At 34.5% G+C, this 19,855-nt stretch carries 21 protein-coding genes; 10 read left to right on the top strand and 11 right to left on the bottom strand.

Annotation, left to right across the window (positions count from 1 at the left end; all coding sequences use genetic code 11):
• Positions 1-6: 6 nt before the first annotated feature.
• From FQU23_RS01330 to FQU23_RS01320, 3 genes are all read right to left on the bottom strand, one after another.
• A complete protein-coding gene (locus tag FQU23_RS01330) occupies positions 7-2,148 on the bottom strand; it encodes a polyribonucleotide nucleotidyltransferase (RefSeq protein WP_147672262.1) in 2,142 nt (713 codons plus the stop codon).
• 174 nt (positions 2,149-2,322) lie between these two features.
• Positions 2,323-2,589: a 30S ribosomal protein S15 gene (gene rpsO, locus FQU23_RS01325; RefSeq protein WP_132108418.1), complete on the bottom strand. Its 267-nt coding sequence runs from the start codon at positions 2,587-2,589 to the stop codon at positions 2,323-2,325.
• 128 nt (positions 2,590-2,717) lie between these two features.
• The gene (locus FQU23_RS01320) at positions 2,718-3,179 is read right to left on the bottom strand and encodes a GAF domain-containing protein (RefSeq protein ID WP_147672261.1); all 462 of its coding nucleotides are present in this window, start codon (positions 3,177-3,179) and stop codon (positions 2,718-2,720) included.
• 73 nt (positions 3,180-3,252) lie between these two features.
• Here FQU23_RS01320 and xrtF point away from each other — a divergent pair, with 73 nt between their 5' ends.
• The 8 genes from xrtF (at position 3,253) to FQU23_RS01280 (ending at position 10,243) form a co-directional block, all read left to right on the top strand.
• Positions 3,253-3,804, top strand: coding sequence for an exosortase family protein XrtF (gene xrtF, locus FQU23_RS01315; RefSeq protein ID WP_147672260.1), 552 nt, complete (start codon positions 3,253-3,255; stop codon positions 3,802-3,804).
• Positions 3,779-4,222, top strand: coding sequence for an exosortase F system-associated membrane protein (locus tag FQU23_RS01310; RefSeq protein WP_147672259.1), 444 nt, complete (start codon positions 3,779-3,781; stop codon positions 4,220-4,222). The genes xrtF and FQU23_RS01310 overlap by 26 nt, the downstream gene beginning before the upstream one ends.
• A 59-nt stretch (positions 4,223-4,281) precedes the next feature.
• Positions 4,282-5,112, top strand: a complete 831-nt coding sequence (locus FQU23_RS01305) for a restriction endonuclease (RefSeq protein ID WP_147672258.1) — start codon at positions 4,282-4,284, stop codon at positions 5,110-5,112.
• Between the two features lie 36 nt (positions 5,113-5,148).
• Positions 5,149-6,504 (top strand): MBL fold metallo-hydrolase RNA specificity domain-containing protein, encoded by a 1,356-nt coding sequence (locus FQU23_RS01300; RefSeq protein ID WP_147672257.1) that lies wholly within the window; start codon positions 5,149-5,151, stop codon positions 6,502-6,504.
• A 52-nt stretch (positions 6,505-6,556) separates the two neighbouring features.
• Complete coding sequence (locus FQU23_RS01295) at positions 6,557-6,970, top strand: HYC_CC_PP family protein (RefSeq protein WP_147672256.1); 414 nt, start codon at positions 6,557-6,559, stop codon at positions 6,968-6,970.
• A gap of 73 nt (positions 6,971-7,043) precedes the next feature.
• Positions 7,044-9,056, top strand: a complete 2,013-nt coding sequence (locus FQU23_RS01290; RefSeq protein ID WP_147672255.1) for a TonB-dependent receptor plug domain-containing protein — start codon at positions 7,044-7,046, stop codon at positions 9,054-9,056.
• Positions 9,057-9,076: 20 nt separating this feature from the next.
• Complete coding sequence (locus FQU23_RS01285) at positions 9,077-9,418, top strand: heavy-metal-associated domain-containing protein (protein ID WP_147672254.1); 342 nt, start codon at positions 9,077-9,079, stop codon at positions 9,416-9,418.
• Between the two features lie 141 nt (positions 9,419-9,559).
• Positions 9,560-10,243 (top strand): DedA family protein, encoded by a 684-nt coding sequence (locus FQU23_RS01280; protein ID WP_147672253.1) that lies wholly within the window; start codon positions 9,560-9,562, stop codon positions 10,241-10,243.
• 343 nt (positions 10,244-10,586) lie between these two features.
• Here the strand turns inward: FQU23_RS01280 and groL are convergent, their stop codons facing one another.
• From groL to miaB, 7 genes are all read right to left on the bottom strand, one after another.
• Positions 10,587-12,215 (bottom strand): chaperonin GroEL, encoded by a 1,629-nt coding sequence (gene groL / locus FQU23_RS01275; protein WP_147672252.1) that lies wholly within the window; start codon positions 12,213-12,215, stop codon positions 10,587-10,589.
• A 61-nt stretch (positions 12,216-12,276) separates the two neighbouring features.
• Positions 12,277-12,552, bottom strand: a complete 276-nt coding sequence (gene groES / locus FQU23_RS01270) for a co-chaperone GroES (protein ID WP_074721502.1) — start codon at positions 12,550-12,552, stop codon at positions 12,277-12,279.
• A gap of 131 nt (positions 12,553-12,683) precedes the next feature.
• Positions 12,684-13,010 (bottom strand): preprotein translocase subunit SecG, encoded by a 327-nt coding sequence (gene secG / locus FQU23_RS01265; RefSeq protein ID WP_147672251.1) that lies wholly within the window; start codon positions 13,008-13,010, stop codon positions 12,684-12,686.
• 3 nt (positions 13,011-13,013) lie between these two features.
• Positions 13,014-13,859, bottom strand: a complete 846-nt coding sequence (locus FQU23_RS01260) for a tetratricopeptide repeat protein (protein ID WP_147672250.1) — start codon at positions 13,857-13,859, stop codon at positions 13,014-13,016.
• Positions 13,860-13,908: 49 nt separating this feature from the next.
• Entirely contained in the window at positions 13,909-14,412 is a 504-nt protein-coding gene (locus tag FQU23_RS01255) for an LptE family protein (RefSeq protein ID WP_147672249.1), read from the bottom strand.
• 89 nt (positions 14,413-14,501) lie between these two features.
• Entirely contained in the window at positions 14,502-15,761 is a 1,260-nt protein-coding gene (locus FQU23_RS01250) for a sigma-54 interaction domain-containing protein (RefSeq protein WP_147672248.1), read from the bottom strand.
• Between the two features lie 86 nt (positions 15,762-15,847).
• Positions 15,848-17,293, bottom strand: coding sequence for a tRNA (N6-isopentenyl adenosine(37)-C2)-methylthiotransferase MiaB (miaB, locus tag FQU23_RS01245; protein ID WP_147672247.1), 1,446 nt, complete (start codon positions 17,291-17,293; stop codon positions 15,848-15,850).
• A gap of 50 nt (positions 17,294-17,343) precedes the next feature.
• Here miaB and FQU23_RS01240 point away from each other — a divergent pair, with 50 nt between their 5' ends.
• Both FQU23_RS01240 and FQU23_RS01235 read left to right on the top strand, forming a co-directional pair.
• Entirely contained in the window at positions 17,344-17,514 is a 171-nt protein-coding gene (locus tag FQU23_RS01240) for a hypothetical protein (protein ID WP_165425710.1), read from the top strand.
• Positions 17,515-17,644: 130 nt separating this feature from the next.
• Complete coding sequence (locus FQU23_RS01235) at positions 17,645-17,875, top strand: hypothetical protein (RefSeq protein ID WP_147672246.1); 231 nt, start codon at positions 17,645-17,647, stop codon at positions 17,873-17,875.
• A gap of 232 nt (positions 17,876-18,107) precedes the next feature.
• Here the strand turns inward: FQU23_RS01235 and FQU23_RS01230 are convergent, their stop codons facing one another.
• Positions 18,108-19,691, bottom strand: a complete 1,584-nt coding sequence (locus FQU23_RS01230; protein WP_147672245.1) for a glycerol-3-phosphate dehydrogenase/oxidase — start codon at positions 19,689-19,691, stop codon at positions 18,108-18,110.
• Positions 19,692-19,855 lie beyond the last annotated feature (164 nt).

Here is a 19,855-nt window from a genome sequence, read left to right as displayed (position 1 = left end):
ATCTGATTACTCTTTTCTTTCCTCACGTGGAGGTCTTGGTAAAAGTGCTTTTCTAGACACTTTTTCTTTTCTTGTTTTAGGGTCCATTCCTAAGTATTTAATTTGGAAAGTATCTCCCATATTAACTACATCAGAAACATTTTCAGTACGTTCCCATGCCAATTCAGATACGTGAAGTAAAACTTCATTTCCTGGAGCGTCAAGGTACTCAACCACTGCGCCAAAGTCCAGCATTTTTATAACTTTCACTTCATAAGACTCATTCATTTGAGGCTTGAAAGTGATCGATTTTATTTTTGCCAATACCGCTTCGATTCCAGCAGGATCTGTTCCTAAAATTTCAATAACTCCTTCTTCAGTAGCAGGATCTTCATTGATAACGATTGTAGTTCCTGTAGTTTTTTGTAATTCTTGAATCACTTTTCCTCCAGGTCCAATTAATGCTCCGATGAATGCATTAGGAATTCTTCTTGTAATAATTTTTGGAGCGTAAGCTTTAACATCTTCTTTTGGAGTTGCCAAAGTATCGATTAATTTTCCAAGGATATGTAAACGTCCGTCACGAGCTTGCGCTAATGCTGCTTCCATAATCTCGTATTTCAATCCATCAATTTTGATGTCCATTTGACAAGCTGTAATTCCTTCTGAAGTTCCAGTTACTTTAAAGTCCATATCTCCTAAGTGATCTTCATCACCAAGAATATCAGACAATACAGCGTAACGATCTCCGTCAGTAATCAATCCCATCGCAATTCCAGAAACGGGACGAATCATTTGGATACCAGCATCCATTAATGATAATGTTCCAGCACAAACTGTTGCCATAGAAGAAGAACCATTCGATTCTAATACTTCAGATACAACACGAATGGTATAAGGACAATCAGCAGGAATCATATTTTTTAATGCTCTTTGCGCTAAGTTTCCGTGACCTACTTCTCTTCTTGAAGTTCCTCTTAAAGGACGAGCTTCACCAGTTGAGAAAGGAGGGAAGTTATAGTGCAAGTAGAATTTTTCTTCACCTTGTTGAGATGGAGAATCAATTTGGTTTGCTTCTCTAGATGTTCCTAAAGTTGCAGTTGCCAATGCTTGCGTTTCTCCACGTGTAAACAATGCCGATCCGTGTACAGATGGTAAGTAATCTACTTCACACCAGATATCTCTAATTTCTGTAGTTTTTCTTCCGTCTAAACGTGTTCCTAAATCTAGGGTTACGTTACGAACTGCTTCTTTGTTTGTTTTTTTGAAATATTTAGAAACTAAGTCTCCATCTACTGCCAATTCTTCTTCAGTAAATAAAGCTTTTACTTCGTCTTTTACTTCGTCAAATGCAGCTGTGCGTTCTTGTTTAGAAGAACCTTTGCTTGCAATTGCATATATTTTATCATAAGATGCTGCTTTTACTTTAGCGTAAATAGCTTCGTCTTCTCTTTCTCCTTCGTAAGTGCGAACTTCTTTTTTTCCAAAAGCAGCTTGCAAACGCAATTGAGCAGAGATTTGATTTTTGATATGTTCGTGAGCAAATTTTATTGCTTCAAGCATTTCTGCTTCTGAAATTTCTTTCATTTCACCTTCTACCATTGCGATAGAATCCATAGAAGCTCCAATCATCATGTCGATGTCAGATAATTCTAATTGTGCACGGCTTGGGTTGATGATGAATTTTCCGTCGATACGACCAACTCTAGCTTCAGAGATTAGTGTTTCGAATGGAATGTCAGACAAAGCTAAAGCTGCTGATGCTGCTAAACCTGCTAATGCATCTGGCATAACATCTTCGTCATGAGACATCAATTGAATCATAACTTGTACTTCTGCATGATAATCATCTGGGAAAAGTGGACGTAAAACACGGTCAACTAGACGCATTGTTAATACTTCGCTGTCACTTGGTCTAGCTTCTCTCTTAAAGAAACCACCAGGAAAACGTCCTGCTGCAGCAAATTTTTCACGATAATCTACCGTTAATGGTAAAAAGTCGATACCTGGACTTGCTTTTCTTGAAGATACTACTGTTCCTAAAATTACAGTTTTTCCTATTCTAATTACTACAGATCCGTCAGCTTGCTTAGCTAAGCGACCTGTCTCGATTGTGATGTTTCTGCCATCACCTAAATCGATACTTTCTACAAATAATTGTGGAATCATAAATTTAATTTATTAGTTAAACATGGGTTCTAGTTGTGTTGTAGTTGTTGTTTGCGTAGTTAATGCCTAAAACCCAATGAAAAACCAAACTTTTTTTATTCTTAATTTTGCCCCTTTAGGGGGTGTGGGGGTAAAAACAAAAAGAGGCACTCTCGCGCCTCTTTAATATATTGATTATTTTCTGATACCCAATACTTTGATAATCTCACGATATCTGTTGATTTCTTTCTTTTTCAAGTAATCTAACAAAGATCTTCTTTTTCCTACTAGCAATACTAATGAACGCTCTGTGTTATAATCGTGACGATTTTTTTTCAAATGTTCTGTTAGGTGGCTAATTCTGAAACTGAACAAAGCAATTTGAGCTTCTGCTTTACCTGTGTTTGTTTTTTCTCCGTGTTGTGCGAAGATTTCTTCTTTAATCTCTTTCGTTAAATACATTCCAATATTTGTTTAATGATTTTTATGTATGTCATACATGTATTGTAAGACGGGTGCAAAGATAATATTTATTTTTAAAATGACAATATAAATTTTATCTAAGATTTACTGCAATAGTTTTCAGCTTGTTAAATTGTAAACGTTTTTGCAATTTCCTGATTTACAAATTCTAAAAAACGCTCGTCTGCCTCTGTAAAAGGATCAATTACATGGCTGTCGATGTCAATTTGACCTATGTTTTCACCGTTTACAAATAGTGGAACTACGATTTCTGATTTCACTGTAAAACTACACGCGATGTAGTTATCTTGTGCAGCAACATCTGGTACCACAAAGTTATTGTTAGAAACTGCCACTTGTCCGCAGATTCCTTTTCCAAATGGAATTACAGTATGATCCGTTTCTGCACCTACATAAGGCCCTAAATGCAAAGTTTTTGAATCGTGATTAGCAAAATAAAATCCAACCCAGTTGTAATATTCTATATTCTCATTAAGTAGTTGGCAAACAGATAAAAGCTTTTCGTCTCTGGAAAGACTATTATTTAGAGTAATTGCAGTTACCTTTGGTTGTAATTCCTGAAATGTCATGGTTTATAATTTTTAAGCAAAAGTATTTAAAGTCCCTTTTAAAAATTATATAAATTTGTTAAAAAAATAGATTTTGAAAAAATATTTTATTCGCTACAAACCTTTTTTGCTTTTTTTGATAAAGTTTTTTTTAACTTTTATCATTCTTACAGTAGTGTATCAAGTTTTTTTGGGTAGGTTCGAAAATAATAAAATTGATTCTATTACAAGATTAGTGGCAAAGAATACAGTCCAGTTCCTGGATTTGTTTCCTGCGGATGCAGCGATAGAAGAAAATAAGTCGGGGACATTTATTAAGTTGATATACAATCATACATATGTTGCAAGGATGATTGAAGGATGTAATGCGGTGAGTATTATTATTTTATTTATTTCATTTGTTGTTTCCTTTTCGGGAAAGTTAAAACCAACGCTGCTTTTTATTTTCGCAGGTAGTGTAATTATTTATGTATTAAATGTGATCCGAATCGCGCTGTTGAGTGCCTTGATATATCATTTTCCGTCGCAGCTGTCTTTACTGCATGGAGTTTTATTTCCATTATTTATATATGGAGTGGTTTTTATCTTGTGGTTAATCTGGATTCGTAAATTTTCATTATATGCTACAGTCACTACTGTTAAATAAGGTAAGAGTTCTTTTGGGACTTATTTTTGTGCTTTTACTTGCTATGGTGCGAGCTTATGAGGACCAGTTGTTTTACGACCCTTTTTTAAATTATTTCAAAAGCGATTATAATGCATTGCCATTACCTACTTATGATACTCTGCACTTAATAGCGGGACTACTGTTTCGTTATGGATTAAATACGGCTTTATCTTTATCTTTAATTTATGTGCTTTTTAAGGACATTGCAATGATTAAGTTCGCTACATTTTTATACGTCTTTTTTTTTATCATTTTAATAGTTGCCTTTTTCGCTGTAATTTATTGCTACGGAGCGCATAATAACCTAATGCTTTTTTATGTACGCCGATTTCTTATCCAACCTATTTTTGTGATTTTATTTATCCCGGCATTTTACTATCAGAAGCTACATAAATAGTTTTTTTTAACTATCTTTAATAACGGCTTTATTTCTCTAATAGCCAAATAATTATAGATATGAAGATAATAAAACATTCTGGTGATGTGGTCGAATTTGATCATCAAAAACTCAGGAAATCGCTGATGAAATCTGGAGCTGACAAGTTGGTTGTTGAGAATATCGTGAACGAAATAGGCAAAGATATCTACGAAGGAATTACCACAAAAAAAATTTACAAACGGGCTTTCGCTTTATTGAAAAAAGATGCCAACTCACATGCAGCAAGGTATAATTTAAGGTCGTCTTTGCAATTATTAGGTCCGGCTGGTTTTTTCTTCGAAAAATATGTTGCACGACTTTTTGCGGCTGAAGGTTACCAAACTACTACTAATTTAACTTTACCGGGCAAATGCGTTTCTCATGAAATTGATGTTTTGATTAAGAAAAACGATGAATTGGCTATGGTGGAATGTAAATTTCATTCGGCGAGAGAAAATAAGTCAAACATAAAAGACACCTTATACGTTTACGCGAGATTCAACGATCTGAAAGAAAGAAAACAAATCGTTTTTGCAAAAAATGAATTCATTTCAAAATGTTGGCTAGTAACCAATAATCAATTTTCATCGGATGCAGTAGATTTTGCCAAATGTTCCGGGATGAATTTATTAAGTTGGGATTATCCGGTAGACAATAATTTGAAAACCATAAATGATAGAGATTGTCTTTATCCTGTAACTTGTCTTACAACCTTGTCTTTGGCTGAAAAAGATAAATTGTTGGTATTAGATGTAATCTTGGCAAAAGAACTGGTAAATCATTCAGAAAAATTAGAGAAAATAGGCGTGAGTGCTAATAGAATTAGAAATGTTTTAAAAGAAGTACGAGAATTAGTTAGATGTATTTAATGTAATTATCGTTTGTTTAACCTTAAAAACTAGGTCATGAAAGTAATATTTATAGGAGCGGCAGGAACTGTTACAGGTTCAAAAACATTAGTAGAAAGCAATGGAATTCGGATTTTAATCGATTGCGGACAGTTTCAAGGAATAAAACCTTTGCGGGAATTGAATTGGAATCCGTTGCCGGTTTTGGCTTCCTCTATAGATTTTGTGCTTCTTACGCATGGACATTTAGATCACTGCGGTTGGCTGCCAAGGTTAGTCAATCAAGGGTTCAAAGGTAAAATTTATTGTTCAAGTGCAACAAAAGAGGTCGCTCAACTTATTCTTCTAGATAGTGGCAAAATACAGGAAGAGGAAGCTGAAAGAGCGAATAAAGAAAAATATTCTAAACACGAGGTTGCTGAAGCGCTTTATACGGTGGAGCAAGCCGAAAAAGTTTTTCCGCATTTTAGAGTAGTTAAAACAAACGAAGCAGTTGATTTAGATGCTGAAATTTCCGCTGTTTTTGTCAATGCGGGACATATCATAGGAGCATGTAGTATTGAGCTAATGCTCGAAAATAAAACATTGGTTTTTTCAGGTGATATTGGGCGTGATAATGATGTTTTGATGTTCCCGCCAACAAAACCTAAAAAAGCGGATTATGTATTTCTCGAAAGTACGTACGGAGATCGATTACATCCCGATACAGATGCCAAGGCTGAGTTAGAAACCTACATTAACGCTACTTTTGCAAATGGAGGTACAACTATTATTCCTAGTTTCGCAGTAGAGCGGGCGCAGACTATTATGTTCTTGCTATGGCAACTGAAGCAGGAAAAGAAAATTCCAGATATCCCATATATTATTGATTCCCCAATGGGAGTAGGAGCCTTCGATATTTTTTTCAATAATTTAAAATGGCATAAACTTTCATTGGAAGATTGTAAGGCAATGAGTAGAATGTTTGTGATGATTACAGACTATAAAGATACAATTGAAGCAATTTATAATAAAGGTCCAAAGGTTGTGATTGCAGCAAGCGGAATGGTAACTGGAGGAAGAGTTTTGAGTTATCTAGAACGCTACATTGGTTTGCCTGAAACGACAGTAGTTATTGTTGGGTATCAGGCAGAAGGAACTCGTGGCCGAAAATTACTCGAAGGAGCCAAAGAGGTTAAAATCTATGGAAAGTATTATCCTGTTGAAGCAAAGATTCATGAAATAGAAGGACTATCGGCACATGCGGATCAAAAGGGATTACTCGACTGGCTTTCAGAATTAGAAAATAAACCTACAAAAGTATTCTTAGTTCACGGCGAAAACCAGCCAGCAGATGAACTTCGCATAAAAATAAATGAGAATTATGGTTTTGATTGTTCCGTGCCTTTAATGGGACAAGTCTTTGAAATTTAAAGTTTAACACCTGTTAGAATATAGTATGACATTAAATTGTTAATTTTGCGATATGAAGTTTAAGAAACACATTAGTTTACTTTTAGCTATTTTCCTGTTGGTTTCCAATATGGGAATGGCTGTAAATGTGCACTATTGTGGTGGAGAAATCGCTTCGATAGCTCCAGTTTATCTAAAGTCATCCTCCGTTGAACAAACCAAGGAAAAAGGTTGTTGCAGTTCTGTTTCTGAATCGAAAGAGAGCTGTTGTATGGACAAAGTGGTTCAGCTTCAAAAAAAGTCGGATAATTTTGTAGTAAAAACGTTCTTTTTCAACATAGCAACCGCTGTTTTAACACCTGAATGGAGTCCTATTATTTATGCTGGGACTTCTAATTTTAAAATTAAGTCGGCGGATTATTATTTTTGCGATGCAAACGCTCCTCCTTTTTTTAAATTATATCATCAATACATTTTCTACGCCTGATTTTTATGTTTCTCTAAAAGGTAGCTACAACTTCTAGCTTCAAAAAACTTTTTTAAAACATAAAAATTATACCATGAATAAACAAGTAACAATGCTTTTGTTGTTTTTGTTCTGCGCTTATAATTCCTACTCTCAGGACACCTTGCAGGAAATTAAAGTTAACACAAACAGTAAAGCCTTAAAAAAATCATATACACTAACATCAAACACAACTACACTAACAAGCAAGGAGTTGCTTAAAGCTGCTTGTTGTAATCTTGCCGAAAGTTTTGAAACTAATCCATCTATTGACGTTAGTTTTTCGGATGCTTTAACGGGGACCAAGCAAATAAAAATGCTAGGTTTAACAAGTCCCTATTTGATGATCACCGAGGAAAATATTCCATCAGTGCGCGGAGCTTCTCAAGCGTATGGCTTGTCTTTTACTCCCGGTACTTGGGTGGAAAGCATTCAAATTACCAAAGGCGCAGGATCTGTCGTGAATGGTTTCGAAAGTATTTCAGGACAAATCAATACAGAGCTAATTAAACCAATAGATGATATTCCTTTTTTCTTGAATGCATATGGATCGACTGATTCTAGGTTTGAGTTAAACACTCATTTCAATAGAAAGATATCTGATAAATGGAGCAGTAGTCTTTTTGTTCACGGAAATACTAGAGTTTCTAAAAACGACATGAATGATGATGGTTTTCTGGATAATCCATTGGCCAAACAAATCAATGTAATGAATCGTTGGCAATATACTGATGCCGAAAAAGGTTGGGTGAGTTTTGTCAACTTACGCTACATGAATGACAAAAAGCAAACTGGAGAATTAGAATTTGATCCTACTAGAGATAGGGGAACTACTAATATTTGGGGTTCAGAAATCAATACCGAGCGTGTTGATGTATCGACTAAGTTGGGTTATGTTTTTCCGGAAATGCCGTATCAAAGTATTGGTTTTCAAAACGCATTTAACAGTCATGACCAAGATTCTTATTTTGGTTTAAACCAATATAATATCAAACAGAAAAGCTATTATTCAAATTTGATTTTCAATTCGATAATCAATAATACTATGAATAAATTTGCTACGGGTTTGAATTTTACCTACGATGCTTATGATGAATATGTAGGTGTTACGGATTTTAGTAGAATCGATAATTCGATTGGCGCTTTTTTCGAATATACTTATGATAATACTGACGATTTCAGTTTGGTTTTAGGAGGAAGGGTTGACAATCACAATCGTTTGGGAACTTTTATTACGCCAAGATTACATGCGAGATACAACCCATGGGAGAAAGGAGTTTTGCGATTCTCAGCAGGAAGAGGGAAGCGAAGTGCTAATATTTTTGCCGAAAATCAACAGCTTTTTGCAAGTTCAAGAACATTTGATGTTTTAAATACGGATGGAAAGATATATGGATTAAACCCAGAAATTGCATGGAACTATGGTTTGAGTTTTATGCAAGGTTTTTACTTGTTTAACAGAAGCGGAGATGTAGGTTTTGATTTTTACAGAACTGATTTTAAAAATCAAGTTGTGGTTGATCTATTTCAAGGGGCTCAGCAGGTTTTGTTTTATAATTTGAATGGTAAATCGATTGCAAATAGTTTGCAAGTAGAGTTTAATTATGAATTAGCCAAACATCTAAATCTGAGAACGGCTTATAAATACTATGATATTCAAACAGATTATTTGTCGGGAACTTTTCAAAGACCTATGCAAGCGAAACATCGTTTTTTTGGTAATTTAGCTTTTGAAACACATATCTTGGAAAAAGGGCAGCAATGGAAATTTGATTATACCTTAAATTGGCTTGGAAAACAGCAATTGCCTTCAACGCTGGGCAATCCAGTAGAAGACAGACAGCCTGATTTTTCTCCCTCTTTCACTGTTATGAATGCACAAGTTACCAGAACTTTTTCTTCTACTTTTGAAGTGTATGTAGGAGGGGAGAATATTGGAAATTACAAACAAGAAAAAGCAATTTTAGGTGCTTCGAATCCTTTTGGAACTACTTTTGATACGTCAATTGTGTATGCACCTGTTTTTGGTCAAATGTATTATGCAGGATTGCGTTTTAAAATTAAATAAACTATTAAATAAAAATTGAAATGAAAAAAATAATTGTTATTATTGCTCTAGTGTTTATAGGATTTAGTGCTCAAGCACAGGAGAAAAAGAATAAAAATGCCAAATATACTGTTGCAGTTAACGGTAATTGTGAGATGTGTAAGAAACGAATCGAGAAAGCTGCTTATGGAACTTCAGGCGTAAAGTCTGCGATTTGGAATGTTGATACTCATGTATTGGACTTGGTTGTAAATGAGCAAAAAACTTCACTTTTAAATGTGGAAAAAGCAGTTGCAAAGGAGGGACACGATACAAAGGGAGTCAAAGCGACTCAAGAGCAATACAATAGTCTTCATGGTTGTTGTATGTATGAAAGAAAATAGTTTTAGAATCCAAGGTTTTTAACCTTGGATTTTTTTTTGATTTATAGTTAATAAAACTTTAAAATGTTCTAATATATTGCGGTTAAAATAATTTATAACTACTTTCACGCACAAAATAATTTAAGCAACAAACCCCGAATAATGAATAGTTTTGATTGGAAAAATTTAATAGATCCACTTTTTTATATCCATTTTGATGTTAATGGAATAAAGTTAGGTATATACATCGTGTTGTTTATCGTGTTTGCTGAAACCGGTCTGTTTGCGGGTTTCTTTTTGCCGGGGGATAGCTTGCTTTTTCTTGCAGGGATTTATAACAGAGAGTTGATAGAAAACATATTATTTATAGATAGCGATTTTATGAATGTTATGTTGTTGTCTTCTTTAGTCGCTTTGGCGGGTATTTTGGGTAATATGATAGGTTACTGGTTTGGGTCTAAAAGCGGTTATTATTTGTATAATAAACAAGATACATTCTGGTTCAAGAAAAAATATCTAGTTCAGTCCAAAGATTTTTTTGAAAGACATGGTGGAAGAGCCATTATTTTCGCAAGATTCTTGCCTATATTTAGAACTTTTGCACCTATAGTTGCAGGGATTGTATCAATGGAAAAAAAGAAATTTATGTTTTATAACATTGTAAGTTCTTTACTATGGTCTTTTACATTGATTTTTGCAGGTCATTACCTTTATGGTTTCTTGCTAAATACGTATCAAATAGATTTGAAAAACCATATTGAATTAATAATTATCGGTTTAGTAGTATTAACACTTTCACCGGTACTTCTTAAATTCGCTAAAAAAACTAAAGTAACTGAAGAGTAAAAAAAAAGGTTCGAAAATGAATTGAGAGTTTATTTTTTGATTTGTATTAATTGTAAATCCGCCCCGTTAATCAACTGGGCGGATTTTTTTTTATAAACAATTTTGATGAGTTGTATAATATACGATACTCGATTAGTTATTAGTATTCTCTTTGTGTCTCCTTTTCTGGCGTTAATTAAGCTGCGATCTAATGGTTAACGTCATTCTTAACTGAGGTAATATTTTCTTATTCTCAACGAGATGTTATTGCTATTAAAATTTAAAGAGATTAACAGAGTACTTTAAATAGAAAATCCGTCTCATTATTAAACGAGACGGATTTTTTTATAAAATGAGTTTGATATTACATCATTCCCGGCATACCTCCACCCATTGGGTTTCCTCCACCGTTTTCTTCTTTAATATCGATCAAAGCACATTCAGTAGTCAAGATCATTCCCGCAACCGAAGCAGCGTTTTCTAAAGCTACACGAGTTACTTTTTTAGGATCGATAATTCCTGCTTTTAGCATATCAACATACTCATCTGTTTTAGCATTGTATCCAAAGTCACCTGTTCCTTCAGCTACTTTTGCAACAACAACAGAACCTTCAAGACCTGCATTTTCTACAATAGTTCTTAATGGAGCTTGAACAGCACGAGATACAATTTGTATTCCAGTAGCTTCGTCTGCGTTATCAGCTTTTATAGCGCTTAATGCGTTTTTAGCTCTTAATAATGCAACGCCACCACCGGCAACAATACCTTCTTCTACAGCTGCACGAGTTGCGTGTAATGCATCATCAACTCTGTCTTTTTTCTCTTTCATTTCTACTTCAGAAGCAGCGCCAACATAAAGTACAGCAACTCCACCAGCTAATTTAGCCAAACGTTCCTGTAATTTTTCTTTGTCATAATCAGAAGTAGTCGCTTCCATTTGACCTTTAATTTGGTTTACACGATTTTTAATCATGTCAGCTTCGCCAGCACCACTTACAATTGTAGTGTTGTCTTTATCGATAGTTACCTTTTTAGCAGTACCTAACATTTCGATTGTTGTGTTTTCAAGAGTATATCCTCTTTCTTCAGAAATAACAGTTCCACCAGTTAAGATAGCGATATCTTCTAGCATTGCTTTTCTTCTGTCTCCAAAACCAGGTGCTTTTACAGCAGCGATTTTTAAAGCTCCACGTAATTTATTTACAACCAACGTAGATAATGCTTCACCATCAACATCTTCAGCAATAATTAATAATGGTTTTCCAGATTGAGCAACTGGTTCCAAAACTGGTAATAATTCTTTTAGAGAAGAAACTTTTTTGTCATATAACAAAATATAAGGATTCTCTAATTCCACTTCCATTTTTTCAGAATTAGTAACAAAATACGGAGAAAGGTATCCTCTGTCAAATTGCATTCCTTCAACAACATCTACATAAGTATCTGTTCCTTTTGCTTCTTCAACAGTGATTACACCTTCTTTTCCAACTTTTGCGAAAGCAGTAGCGATTAACTCACCAATTACTTCGTCGTTATTTGCAGAGATTGATGCGATTTGCTTGATTTTTTCAGAATCACTTCCTACTACTTTAGCTTGTTTCGCTAAGTCAGCAACAATAGCTTCTACTGCTTTATCGATACCACGTTTCAAATCCATTGGATTTGCTCCTGCAGCAACGTTTTTTAATCCTTCTTTTACAATTGCTTGTGCTAAAACAGTTGCAGTTGTAGTTCCATCTCCAGCCAAATCATTGGTTTTTGACGCTACTTCTTTTACCATTTGAGCTCCCATGTTTTCTAACGGGTCTTTCAATTCAATTTCTTTAGCTACAGTAACACCATCTTTAGTTACCGTTGGTCCACCAAATGATTTTCCAATGATTACATTACGACCTTTTGGTCCTAAAGTAACTTTTACCGCATTTGCTAATGCATCAACACCACGTTTTAATCCGTCACGTGCTTCAATATCAAATTTTATATCTTTTGCCATTTCTTTAATTTCTTTAAAGTTTATTTTGTTTAAAGTTTCAAGTTTTCTTGATTCTTAATTTTTAGATTATTGCAAGAATATCATCTTCTCTCATTATCAAATAATCTTTTCCTTCTAATTTCAATTCAGTACCAGCATATTTTCCGTAAAGAACGCTGTCTCCAACTTTTACTGTCATTGTATGCTCTTTTGTACCATTACCAACTGCAACTACAGTTCCTTTTTGTGGTTTCTCTTTAGCAGTATCTGGAATAAAAATCCCTGACGCAGTTTTTGTTTCAGCAGCCACTGGTTCGATTAGAACGCGATCAGAAAGTGGTTTAATGTTTAAAGCCATGATTTTATTTTTTAATTTTATTAGTGTGTATTGAAAGTCAGAAATTATGCCATCCTTGTTGAACTGACATATTTTCTTATAAAAAATGCCAGCTTTGACAGGCTGGCATTTTTTAAAATATATGTGATGAATTATTTAGTAGCTGGTGCTTCTTGTACTGGTGTAACAGGTGTAACTGGAGCAGTAGTTCCTGTGTTTTCAATAATTTTAGAATCTGAGTCACTTAATGTTCCAGTGAAACTTAAACTTGATAATAATATTAAAGCGATTAGTATTGTCCCTAATGTCCAAGTACTTTTGTCTAAAAAGTCAGTTGTTTTTTGAACTCCACCTAACATTTGAGAACCTCCTAAAGTAGATGATAATCCTCCTCCTTTAGGGTTTTGAACCATTATTACTACAATCAATAGAAAACAAACTATTGTTATTAAAACTAAAAAAATTGAAAATGTACTCATTGTTTAATTATTATTTTGTTGTAAAATCTTAATATCCGTTATACGGTCTGCAAAGAAACTACTTTTTTCTGGATATTTCAAAATTAATATCTCATAAGCTTGAATGGCTTTTTGATATTTTTTTTGTTCTAAATATACCCTGGCCAAAGTTTCAGTCATTAATGAAGAATGATCGTCCTGATTTATATCAATTTTTACCGTAGAGGGAGTACCATGTTTAACTGGGGAGATCTTCGGGCTAGTTTCAATAAATTTATCTATTAATGCGGCTTTTTTCTTTTGGTGTTCGTTCTGTGGCTTGGAAACGCTGTCTATTTCGTTCTCTCTGTCGATAGGCTGAGTTCTGGATAATTGTAGCCATTCTTGAAAGGAGTGCTTTTCATTTTTCGAAAAATCTAAAGGAGTTCCAATGTTTAGCTTCTCTTCTGTTTCCGTTATATTTTCATTCGGTTCAACTGGAGAGGCTACTTTGATTGAACTAAGAATTGATTGCTCGACCGTATTTTTTTTAGGTTCTAATTTCTCTTGAGTAGTAATTATTTCGCTGTCAATTACATCAATATCAAGAAGCTCAAGTGCTTTTTTATCATATAACTTTTTTTGAATAGCAACAAAACCATCCGAAGTTATGAAGTCAAAAAGTACAGTTCTGTCTGTTGTGTGTGCAGCTGTAACTTTTAATGCAAAATTATACTTAAAACTATTTTGGTTGTATAGTCCTTTTAATCGCAAAGCTCTAGCGCTTTGAAAAAAAGGAAATTCATCCAATACTTTTTCTAAAGCTAAAGTTTGTTGCTCCGAAATAGTATTCGGTTTGTTAATTAAGGTCGTATAAGTAGTTGCGTTCATTTTTTGATTGCAGATTTCAGATTTTTTAAATCAAATTGCGAAGCGGAGTTTACCACTTTGCAAGAGATTCATTAAATATGTCTTGTGTGATTCTTTTAAAAATTTCTTCTAAGGCGTTATTTAAAGTAGATCCAGTAAGCTGTTGGGTAGCTGGAAAATCATAGTAGAATTCAAACGATTTTTCGAAATCATCGGCTTCTTTATTTCTATTAGTAAATCGAACGTTTACTCTTATTTTTAAACGGTTTTGGGAAGCTTGCTGGTCAGCGGTTGCCGTCATAGGGCTTATTCTATAATCGGTAATCTCTCCTTCATAAGTCAAATCTCCTCCACTTTTTACTAAATTTAGATTCGTTTGATTTTGGATAATGTCTTGCAAGGCAAGTGTAAATGTCCTGTCAATTCCCGGTTCGATCAATTCTGCATTGTTTTGGAAAAAGTTAACCTGAAATGTTTTTGCATCGATTTTTCCAGTTCCCGTAAAGTTATATACAGAACAGCTGTTTATCATAAATACTGTAAGTACTAATAGAAGACAATATATTTTTTTCATATAATAATAAATTCCAATTTTTTAAACCCCAAATTCCAATTTCTGTTTTCAAATGTACAATAATTGCATTTTGAAATTATTTTTTCTTTTTAAAGGTCAAATTGTTTAATCTTTCTATATAAAGTTCTTTCCGAAATCCCCAACTCATCCGCTGCTGCTTTTCGTTTTCCTTTGTTTTTTTCTAATGATTTCTTAATCATTTCTATCTCTTTTTGTTCTAATCTTAGGATTTCTTCTTCCTCTTCGACAGTTTCGGCAAATAGATAATTATCTTCATTCTCTTGATACGTTCCTTCATTGCTTTGGGTGGTAATCAGCGCTGTCCTTGGTTCTTCTTCAAAGTCGATTTCGCTATCGTTTTCTTTAGAACCATATATTTTTGTGATTAGGTTTTTATTGGTCTCCTGAACTTTTGAACTGCCATTTTCCATTAACTCTAACGTAAGTTTTTTTAGATCATGTAAATCACTTTTCATGTCAAAAAGGACTTTGTACAAAATTTCACGTTCGTTACTAAAGTCGCTCTCGCTTTTTTTATTTTTTATTACAGAAGGCAAATTGCTGCCTTCCACAGGTAAATAAGAGTGTAAAATGGGAGCAGTAATATCGCGATTGGTTTCTAAAACAGAAATTTGTTCAGCTACATTTCGCAGCTGACGAATGTTTCCGCTCCAGCGAAACTTTTGCAAAACCTGCACTGCGCCTTCATCCAGTTTCAATGGAGGCATCTTGTATTTGAAAGCAAAATCAGCAGCAAATTTTCTAAATAATAAATGAATATCATCTTTTCTGTCTCGCAATGGCGGTAGTAGAATATCCACGGTGCTTAAACGATAATACAAGTCTTCTCTAAATTTCCCTTTTTCGATAGCATCAAATAAATTGACATTAGTCGCCGCTACAATTCTCACATCAGTTTTTTGAACTTGGGAAGAACCTACTTTTATAAATTCACCATTTTCAAGTACACGAAGTAATCGCACCTGAGTGGTTAGTGGTAATTCACCAACTTCGTCCAAAAAGATCGTTCCACCATCAGCTACTTCAAAATAACCTTCACGTGTTGCTGTTGCGCCTGTAAATGCCCCTTTTTCATGTCCAAAAAGTTCACTGTCAATCGTTCCTTCAGGTATGGCGCCACAGTTCACTGCAATGTATTTTCCATGTTTTCTATGCGAAAGGGAATGTATGATTTTTGGAACACTTTCTTTCCCAACACCACTTTCTCCAACCACCAATACTGAAATATCAGTAGGAGCAACCTGAATGGCTTTTTCTATCGCACGATTAAGCTTCGGGTCATTACCGATAATCTCAAATCGTTGTTTTATAGCTTGAACTGTATCCATGTTCTATATTGTTTAAAGTCGTTTTGTTTAAAGTTTAAAGTTGGCCAATTGAGGAAAACTTTAAACTTTACACTTTATACTTTTTTTTAATTCATTTCACTTAACCCTACTGCTTCTCCTTTTAAAGTTCCACTTGTGCAGTTTGTGATTTTAACATTCACAAAATCACCTATCTTATAATTCTCTTTTGGGAAAACCACAGTAATGCTTTGTGAGTTCCTTCCAGAAAATTCTTCTGTGGATTTTTTCGAAACTTTCTCTACTAAAACTTCTACCGTTTGTCCGATAAATTCTTCAGAGCGCAACCAAGCGTGTTTTTGTTGCAAGTCTACAATTTCCTGCAATCTTCGCGCTTTGATTTCTTCGCTAACATCATCTTCCATTTTTCTTCCAGCCAAAGTTCCAGGTCTTTCAGAGTAGGAATACATATAGCCAAAGTTGTATTTTACATACTCCATCAAACTCAAAGTATCTTGGTGATCTTCTTCTGTCTCCGTTGGGAAACCTGCAATCATATCTTGAGAGATAGATCCGTTTGGAATGATAGTTCTAATTTTATCAATCAATGTCATGTATTCTTCACGACTATGCAAGCGATTCATTTCTTTCAATATTCTATTACTTCCTGATTGAACCGGTAAATGAATGTGTTTACAGATATTTGGATGTTTTGCAATTACGTGCAATACACTTTCGTGCATGTCTTGTGGATTAGAAGTCGAAAATCGGATTCTCATTTTTGGAAAACCAACAGCGACCATTTCTAATAATTGGTCAAAATCAACTGCGGTTGCTTTTTGCATTTCAGAAGCGGTTGCGAAATCTTTTTTCAATCCGCCACCGTACCAAAGGTAACTGTCGACATTTTGTCCAAGAAGTGTGATTTCTTTGAACCCTTTATCCCATAAATCCTGAATTTCGGACATTATACTTTGTGGTTCACGGCTGCGTTCGCGTCCGCGTGTAAAAGGTACTACACAAAACGTGCACATATTGTCACAACCACGCGTAATAGAAACCAAAGCGGTTATTCCGTTACTCATTAATCGAACTGGCGAAATATCACCGTAAGTTTCGTCTTTCGATAAAATCACATTGATGGCGTCGCGTCCTTCTTCTACTTCTGCTAATAAATTAGGTAAATCTTTATAGGCATCAGGACCTACAACAAGGTCCACAATTTTTTCTTCTTCCAGAAACTGACTTTTTAATCGTTCTGCCATGCAGCCCAAAACCCCAACTTTCATTTTTGGGTTAATGCGCTTCACAGCATTATATTTTTCTAAACGCTTTCTTATTGTTTGTTCTGCTTTATCACGAATGGAACAGGTATTTACCAAAACCAAATCAGCTTCTTCTAGAATTTGAGTGGTGTTGTATCCGTTTCCAGACAATATGGAAGCTACAATTTCACTGTCTGAAAAATTCATCGCACAGCCATAGCTTTCTATAAAGAGTTTTTTAGTATTCTCAGATTTATTTTCTAACACAAGACTTTCGCCTTGTTTGCTTTCTTCAATTATCTTTTCCATCTTATTTTTTCAGGGCACAAAGATAAGGTAATTGCAACAGATATGACAAGATGTCAGATGAAGATTTAACAATGTTTTTGGTTTTTATTTCTAATGTGGGTTCGAATATAAGTGTGGAGTTATTTGGTTGGACTGAATCTTCGATGACCTACTTTAGTGACGGTATTTTCTCTTCAGAAAATATTTGTAGAAGTTTGATAGATCTTGAAATTGAATTATAATTTTTTTATTATGTTAATAAAAAAGGAATTGTGTAAATAAATGTTAAAATTATATAATGTTTTCTCAGAATAAATGTGTTAAATTTGGATTATAACTAAAATGTATTATTTAATTTAAACAAATTTTGACATGAAACAGTTTTTAAAAATCATCGGGGATTCAAAAAATTATTTAGCGATCGGCGCACTTTTCTTTTTTCAAAGTGTTTTGTGGGCGCAAGAAGACAAAAAAGTGGATGTTAATTTAACCGTGGGAGAAGCAGGGAGCAATTGGTATGCAGAGCCCTGGATGATAGTTGTAGGTGTTGCCGTTTTTATCATAATTATAGTTGCACTGGTAAGAGGTAAAGGCGGGAAATAAAAGATAAAGCTTTTCAGATAAATACAGGTATGAATGAGTCTTTTTAAAGGATGTGTTTATACCTGTTTGTATTTTATATAATTGTGGTTAACCTGAGTTATGTTGAGGATTTCGTTCCTGATTTTTTATTTCATTAAAATAAACAACCCTTTCAGAGTTTGCAACTCTGAAAGGGTTTGTATCAGGAATAGAAACCCTGAACAGATATTTCTTTAACATGTTTCATTAATTGTTATTGTATTCTATATTCAGCTAAAAGGAATCCGTTGGCAATTTTTTTAAAGGCTGCCATTTGATTTTGCTTCCATGTTTCATCATGCGCTAATTCTAGTGCTAATAAGTCGCATACTTTTTCAGAAGATTCAATAGCAGCTCGAGCGTCTAAAAATAATAGTCGAACTCGCCTTGCCAAAACATCGTCTATTGTTCTTGCCATTTCATAACGAATCGCCCAGGCTACTTCTGCCATAGTATAGTCGTAGGCTGGATGTAATTTCTCTCTTAACTCGGGTTGTTTGTTTTGCAACGCTATTATTTCAGCTAGGTCAGTTCCATAAATATATAGATGATCTTGCCGATCTATTTCGGACGTTTTTTTGTTTCCGTGAATCGCAATATCTTTAGTTTTACACTCTTTTTTCGGTAATTGATGTACGATTATAGCTTTGTCAACAGTGTCCTGCGCCATTTCTCTGTAGGTAGTCCATTTTCCTCCAGTTATTGTTATTAGTCCAGTTTTGGAGACGATAACCTTATGACTTCTGGAAATTTCTTTGGTACTTTCACCTTCTTTCTCAGGTGCTGCAAGCGGTCTTAGTCCTGCAAAAAGTGATAATACGTGAGAACGATCAGGTTTTTTAGATAAGTATTTTTGAGCGTTCTCTAAGAGAAATGCTATTTCTTTTTCTAAAGCAATTGGTTCAAAACTTGATTTTTTCACTTCGGTATCGGTTGTTCCAATAATTATTTTTCCGTGCCAAGGCAGTACAAACAGCACTCTTCCATCAGTCGTTTTCGGAATCATCAAAGCGTGATCACTTTGTAAAAATGATTTGTCAAAAACTAAATGAATTCCTTGACTTGGAACAATGAATTTTTTATAGTTGGCCGCATTCATTTTCATAATTGAATTGGTAAAAACCCCAGTTGCGTTGATTACCGCCTTGCCATAAATCTTATGTTTCTCGCCAGATTCTTGATCTTCAATCTCAATACCGATTATTTTGTGGTTGTCATCTTTAATTAGGTCAATGACTTTCATGTAATTTAAAACGCAGGCGCCATTTTCCACTGCGGTTTGTGCTAAATTTATTGCCATTCGGGCGTCGTCAAACTGTCCGTCATGATAAATAATACCTTCTTTTAATCCTTTTTGTAGCACAGTAGGGAGAAACTCAATTGTTTTTTTCTTCGAAATGCATTTCGATTTTCCAAAACTTAGACTGCCTGCCATCAAATCATATAAAATTAGGCCAAAGCTGTACATAAAGCCACTCCAGTAATTGTAAATTGGTATAACAAAAGACTGGTTCGATACTAAATGCCCGGCATTTCGAGCCATTATTTCTCTTTCTTTTAAGGCTTTCCTCACCAAAGAGATATTTCCTTGTTCTAAATAACGGACTCCACCATGAACTAATTTGGTGCTTCGGCTTGAGGTACCTTTTGCAAAATCCATCGCTTCTAACAAAACCGTCTTGTAACCCCTGCTTGCTGCATCGACGGCGATACCTAAACCACTGGAACCGCCACCTATTATAATGACATCCCAACTTTCGGTTTGTTGGAATTTTTCCAATTGTTCTGATCGTTTCATTTCTAAGTTTTAACCACGCTATTTTGGTTAACGAAGTAAACCTAATGAAATAAATTGAGACAAAAAAACAGTCGTTTCCCTTCATTATATATAGATGTTTGTGGATTTAATTATTTTAAAAATGACTTCATAATCTCTATATTTAAAAAAAATAGATACTTTTG

Origin of the sequence: Flavobacterium sp. XN-5 (assembly GCF_008033395.2) — a bacterium.
GTDB lineage: Bacteria > Bacteroidota > Bacteroidia > Flavobacteriales > Flavobacteriaceae > Flavobacterium > Flavobacterium hiemivividum.
This window is presented reverse-complemented; position numbering and strand designations above follow the sequence as displayed.

What these genes read in the sequence shown, in the direction of transcription:
- FQU23_RS01280 (WP_147672253.1), top strand. Translation starts at nt 9,560, where the DNA reads ATGAATAGTTTTGATTGGAAAAATTTAATAGATCCACTTTTTTATATC.
- rpsO (WP_132108418.1), bottom strand. Translation starts at nt 2,589, where the DNA reads ATGTATTTAACGAAAGAGATTAAAGAAGAAATCTTCGCACAACACGGA.
- FQU23_RS01235 (WP_147672246.1), top strand. Translation starts at nt 17,645, where the DNA reads ATGAAACAGTTTTTAAAAATCATCGGGGATTCAAAAAATTATTTAGCG.
- FQU23_RS01290 (WP_147672255.1), top strand. Translation starts at nt 7,044, where the DNA reads ATGAATAAACAAGTAACAATGCTTTTGTTGTTTTTGTTCTGCGCTTAT.
- FQU23_RS01295 (WP_147672256.1), top strand. Translation starts at nt 6,557, where the DNA reads ATGAAGTTTAAGAAACACATTAGTTTACTTTTAGCTATTTTCCTGTTG.
- FQU23_RS01240 (WP_165425710.1), top strand. Translation starts at nt 17,344, where the DNA reads ATGTCAGATGAAGATTTAACAATGTTTTTGGTTTTTATTTCTAATGTG.
- FQU23_RS01300 (WP_147672257.1), top strand. Translation starts at nt 5,149, where the DNA reads ATGAAAGTAATATTTATAGGAGCGGCAGGAACTGTTACAGGTTCAAAA.
- groL (WP_147672252.1), bottom strand. Translation starts at nt 12,215, where the DNA reads ATGGCAAAAGATATAAAATTTGATATTGAAGCACGTGACGGATTAAAA.
- FQU23_RS01255 (WP_147672249.1), bottom strand. Translation starts at nt 14,412, where the DNA reads ATGAAAAAAATATATTGTCTTCTATTAGTACTTACAGTATTTATGATA.
- miaB (WP_147672247.1), bottom strand. Translation starts at nt 17,293, where the DNA reads ATGGAAAAGATAATTGAAGAAAGCAAACAAGGCGAAAGTCTTGTGTTA.
- FQU23_RS01305 (WP_147672258.1), top strand. Translation starts at nt 4,282, where the DNA reads ATGAAGATAATAAAACATTCTGGTGATGTGGTCGAATTTGATCATCAA.
- FQU23_RS01320 (WP_147672261.1), bottom strand. Translation starts at nt 3,179, where the DNA reads ATGACATTTCAGGAATTACAACCAAAGGTAACTGCAATTACTCTAAAT.
- FQU23_RS01285 (WP_147672254.1), top strand. Translation starts at nt 9,077, where the DNA reads ATGAAAAAAATAATTGTTATTATTGCTCTAGTGTTTATAGGATTTAGT.
- FQU23_RS01230 (WP_147672245.1), bottom strand. Translation starts at nt 19,691, where the DNA reads ATGAAACGATCAGAACAATTGGAAAAATTCCAACAAACCGAAAGTTGG.
- FQU23_RS01250 (WP_147672248.1), bottom strand. Translation starts at nt 15,761, where the DNA reads ATGGATACAGTTCAAGCTATAAAACAACGATTTGAGATTATCGGTAAT.
- FQU23_RS01310 (WP_147672259.1), top strand. Translation starts at nt 3,779, where the DNA reads ATGCTACAGTCACTACTGTTAAATAAGGTAAGAGTTCTTTTGGGACTT.
- secG (WP_147672251.1), bottom strand. Translation starts at nt 13,010, where the DNA reads ATGAGTACATTTTCAATTTTTTTAGTTTTAATAACAATAGTTTGTTTT.
- groES (WP_074721502.1), bottom strand. Translation starts at nt 12,552, where the DNA reads ATGGCTTTAAACATTAAACCACTTTCTGATCGCGTTCTAATCGAACCA.
- FQU23_RS01330 (WP_147672262.1), bottom strand. Translation starts at nt 2,148, where the DNA reads ATGATTCCACAATTATTTGTAGAAAGTATCGATTTAGGTGATGGCAGA.
- FQU23_RS01260 (WP_147672250.1), bottom strand. Translation starts at nt 13,859, where the DNA reads ATGAACGCAACTACTTATACGACCTTAATTAACAAACCGAATACTATT.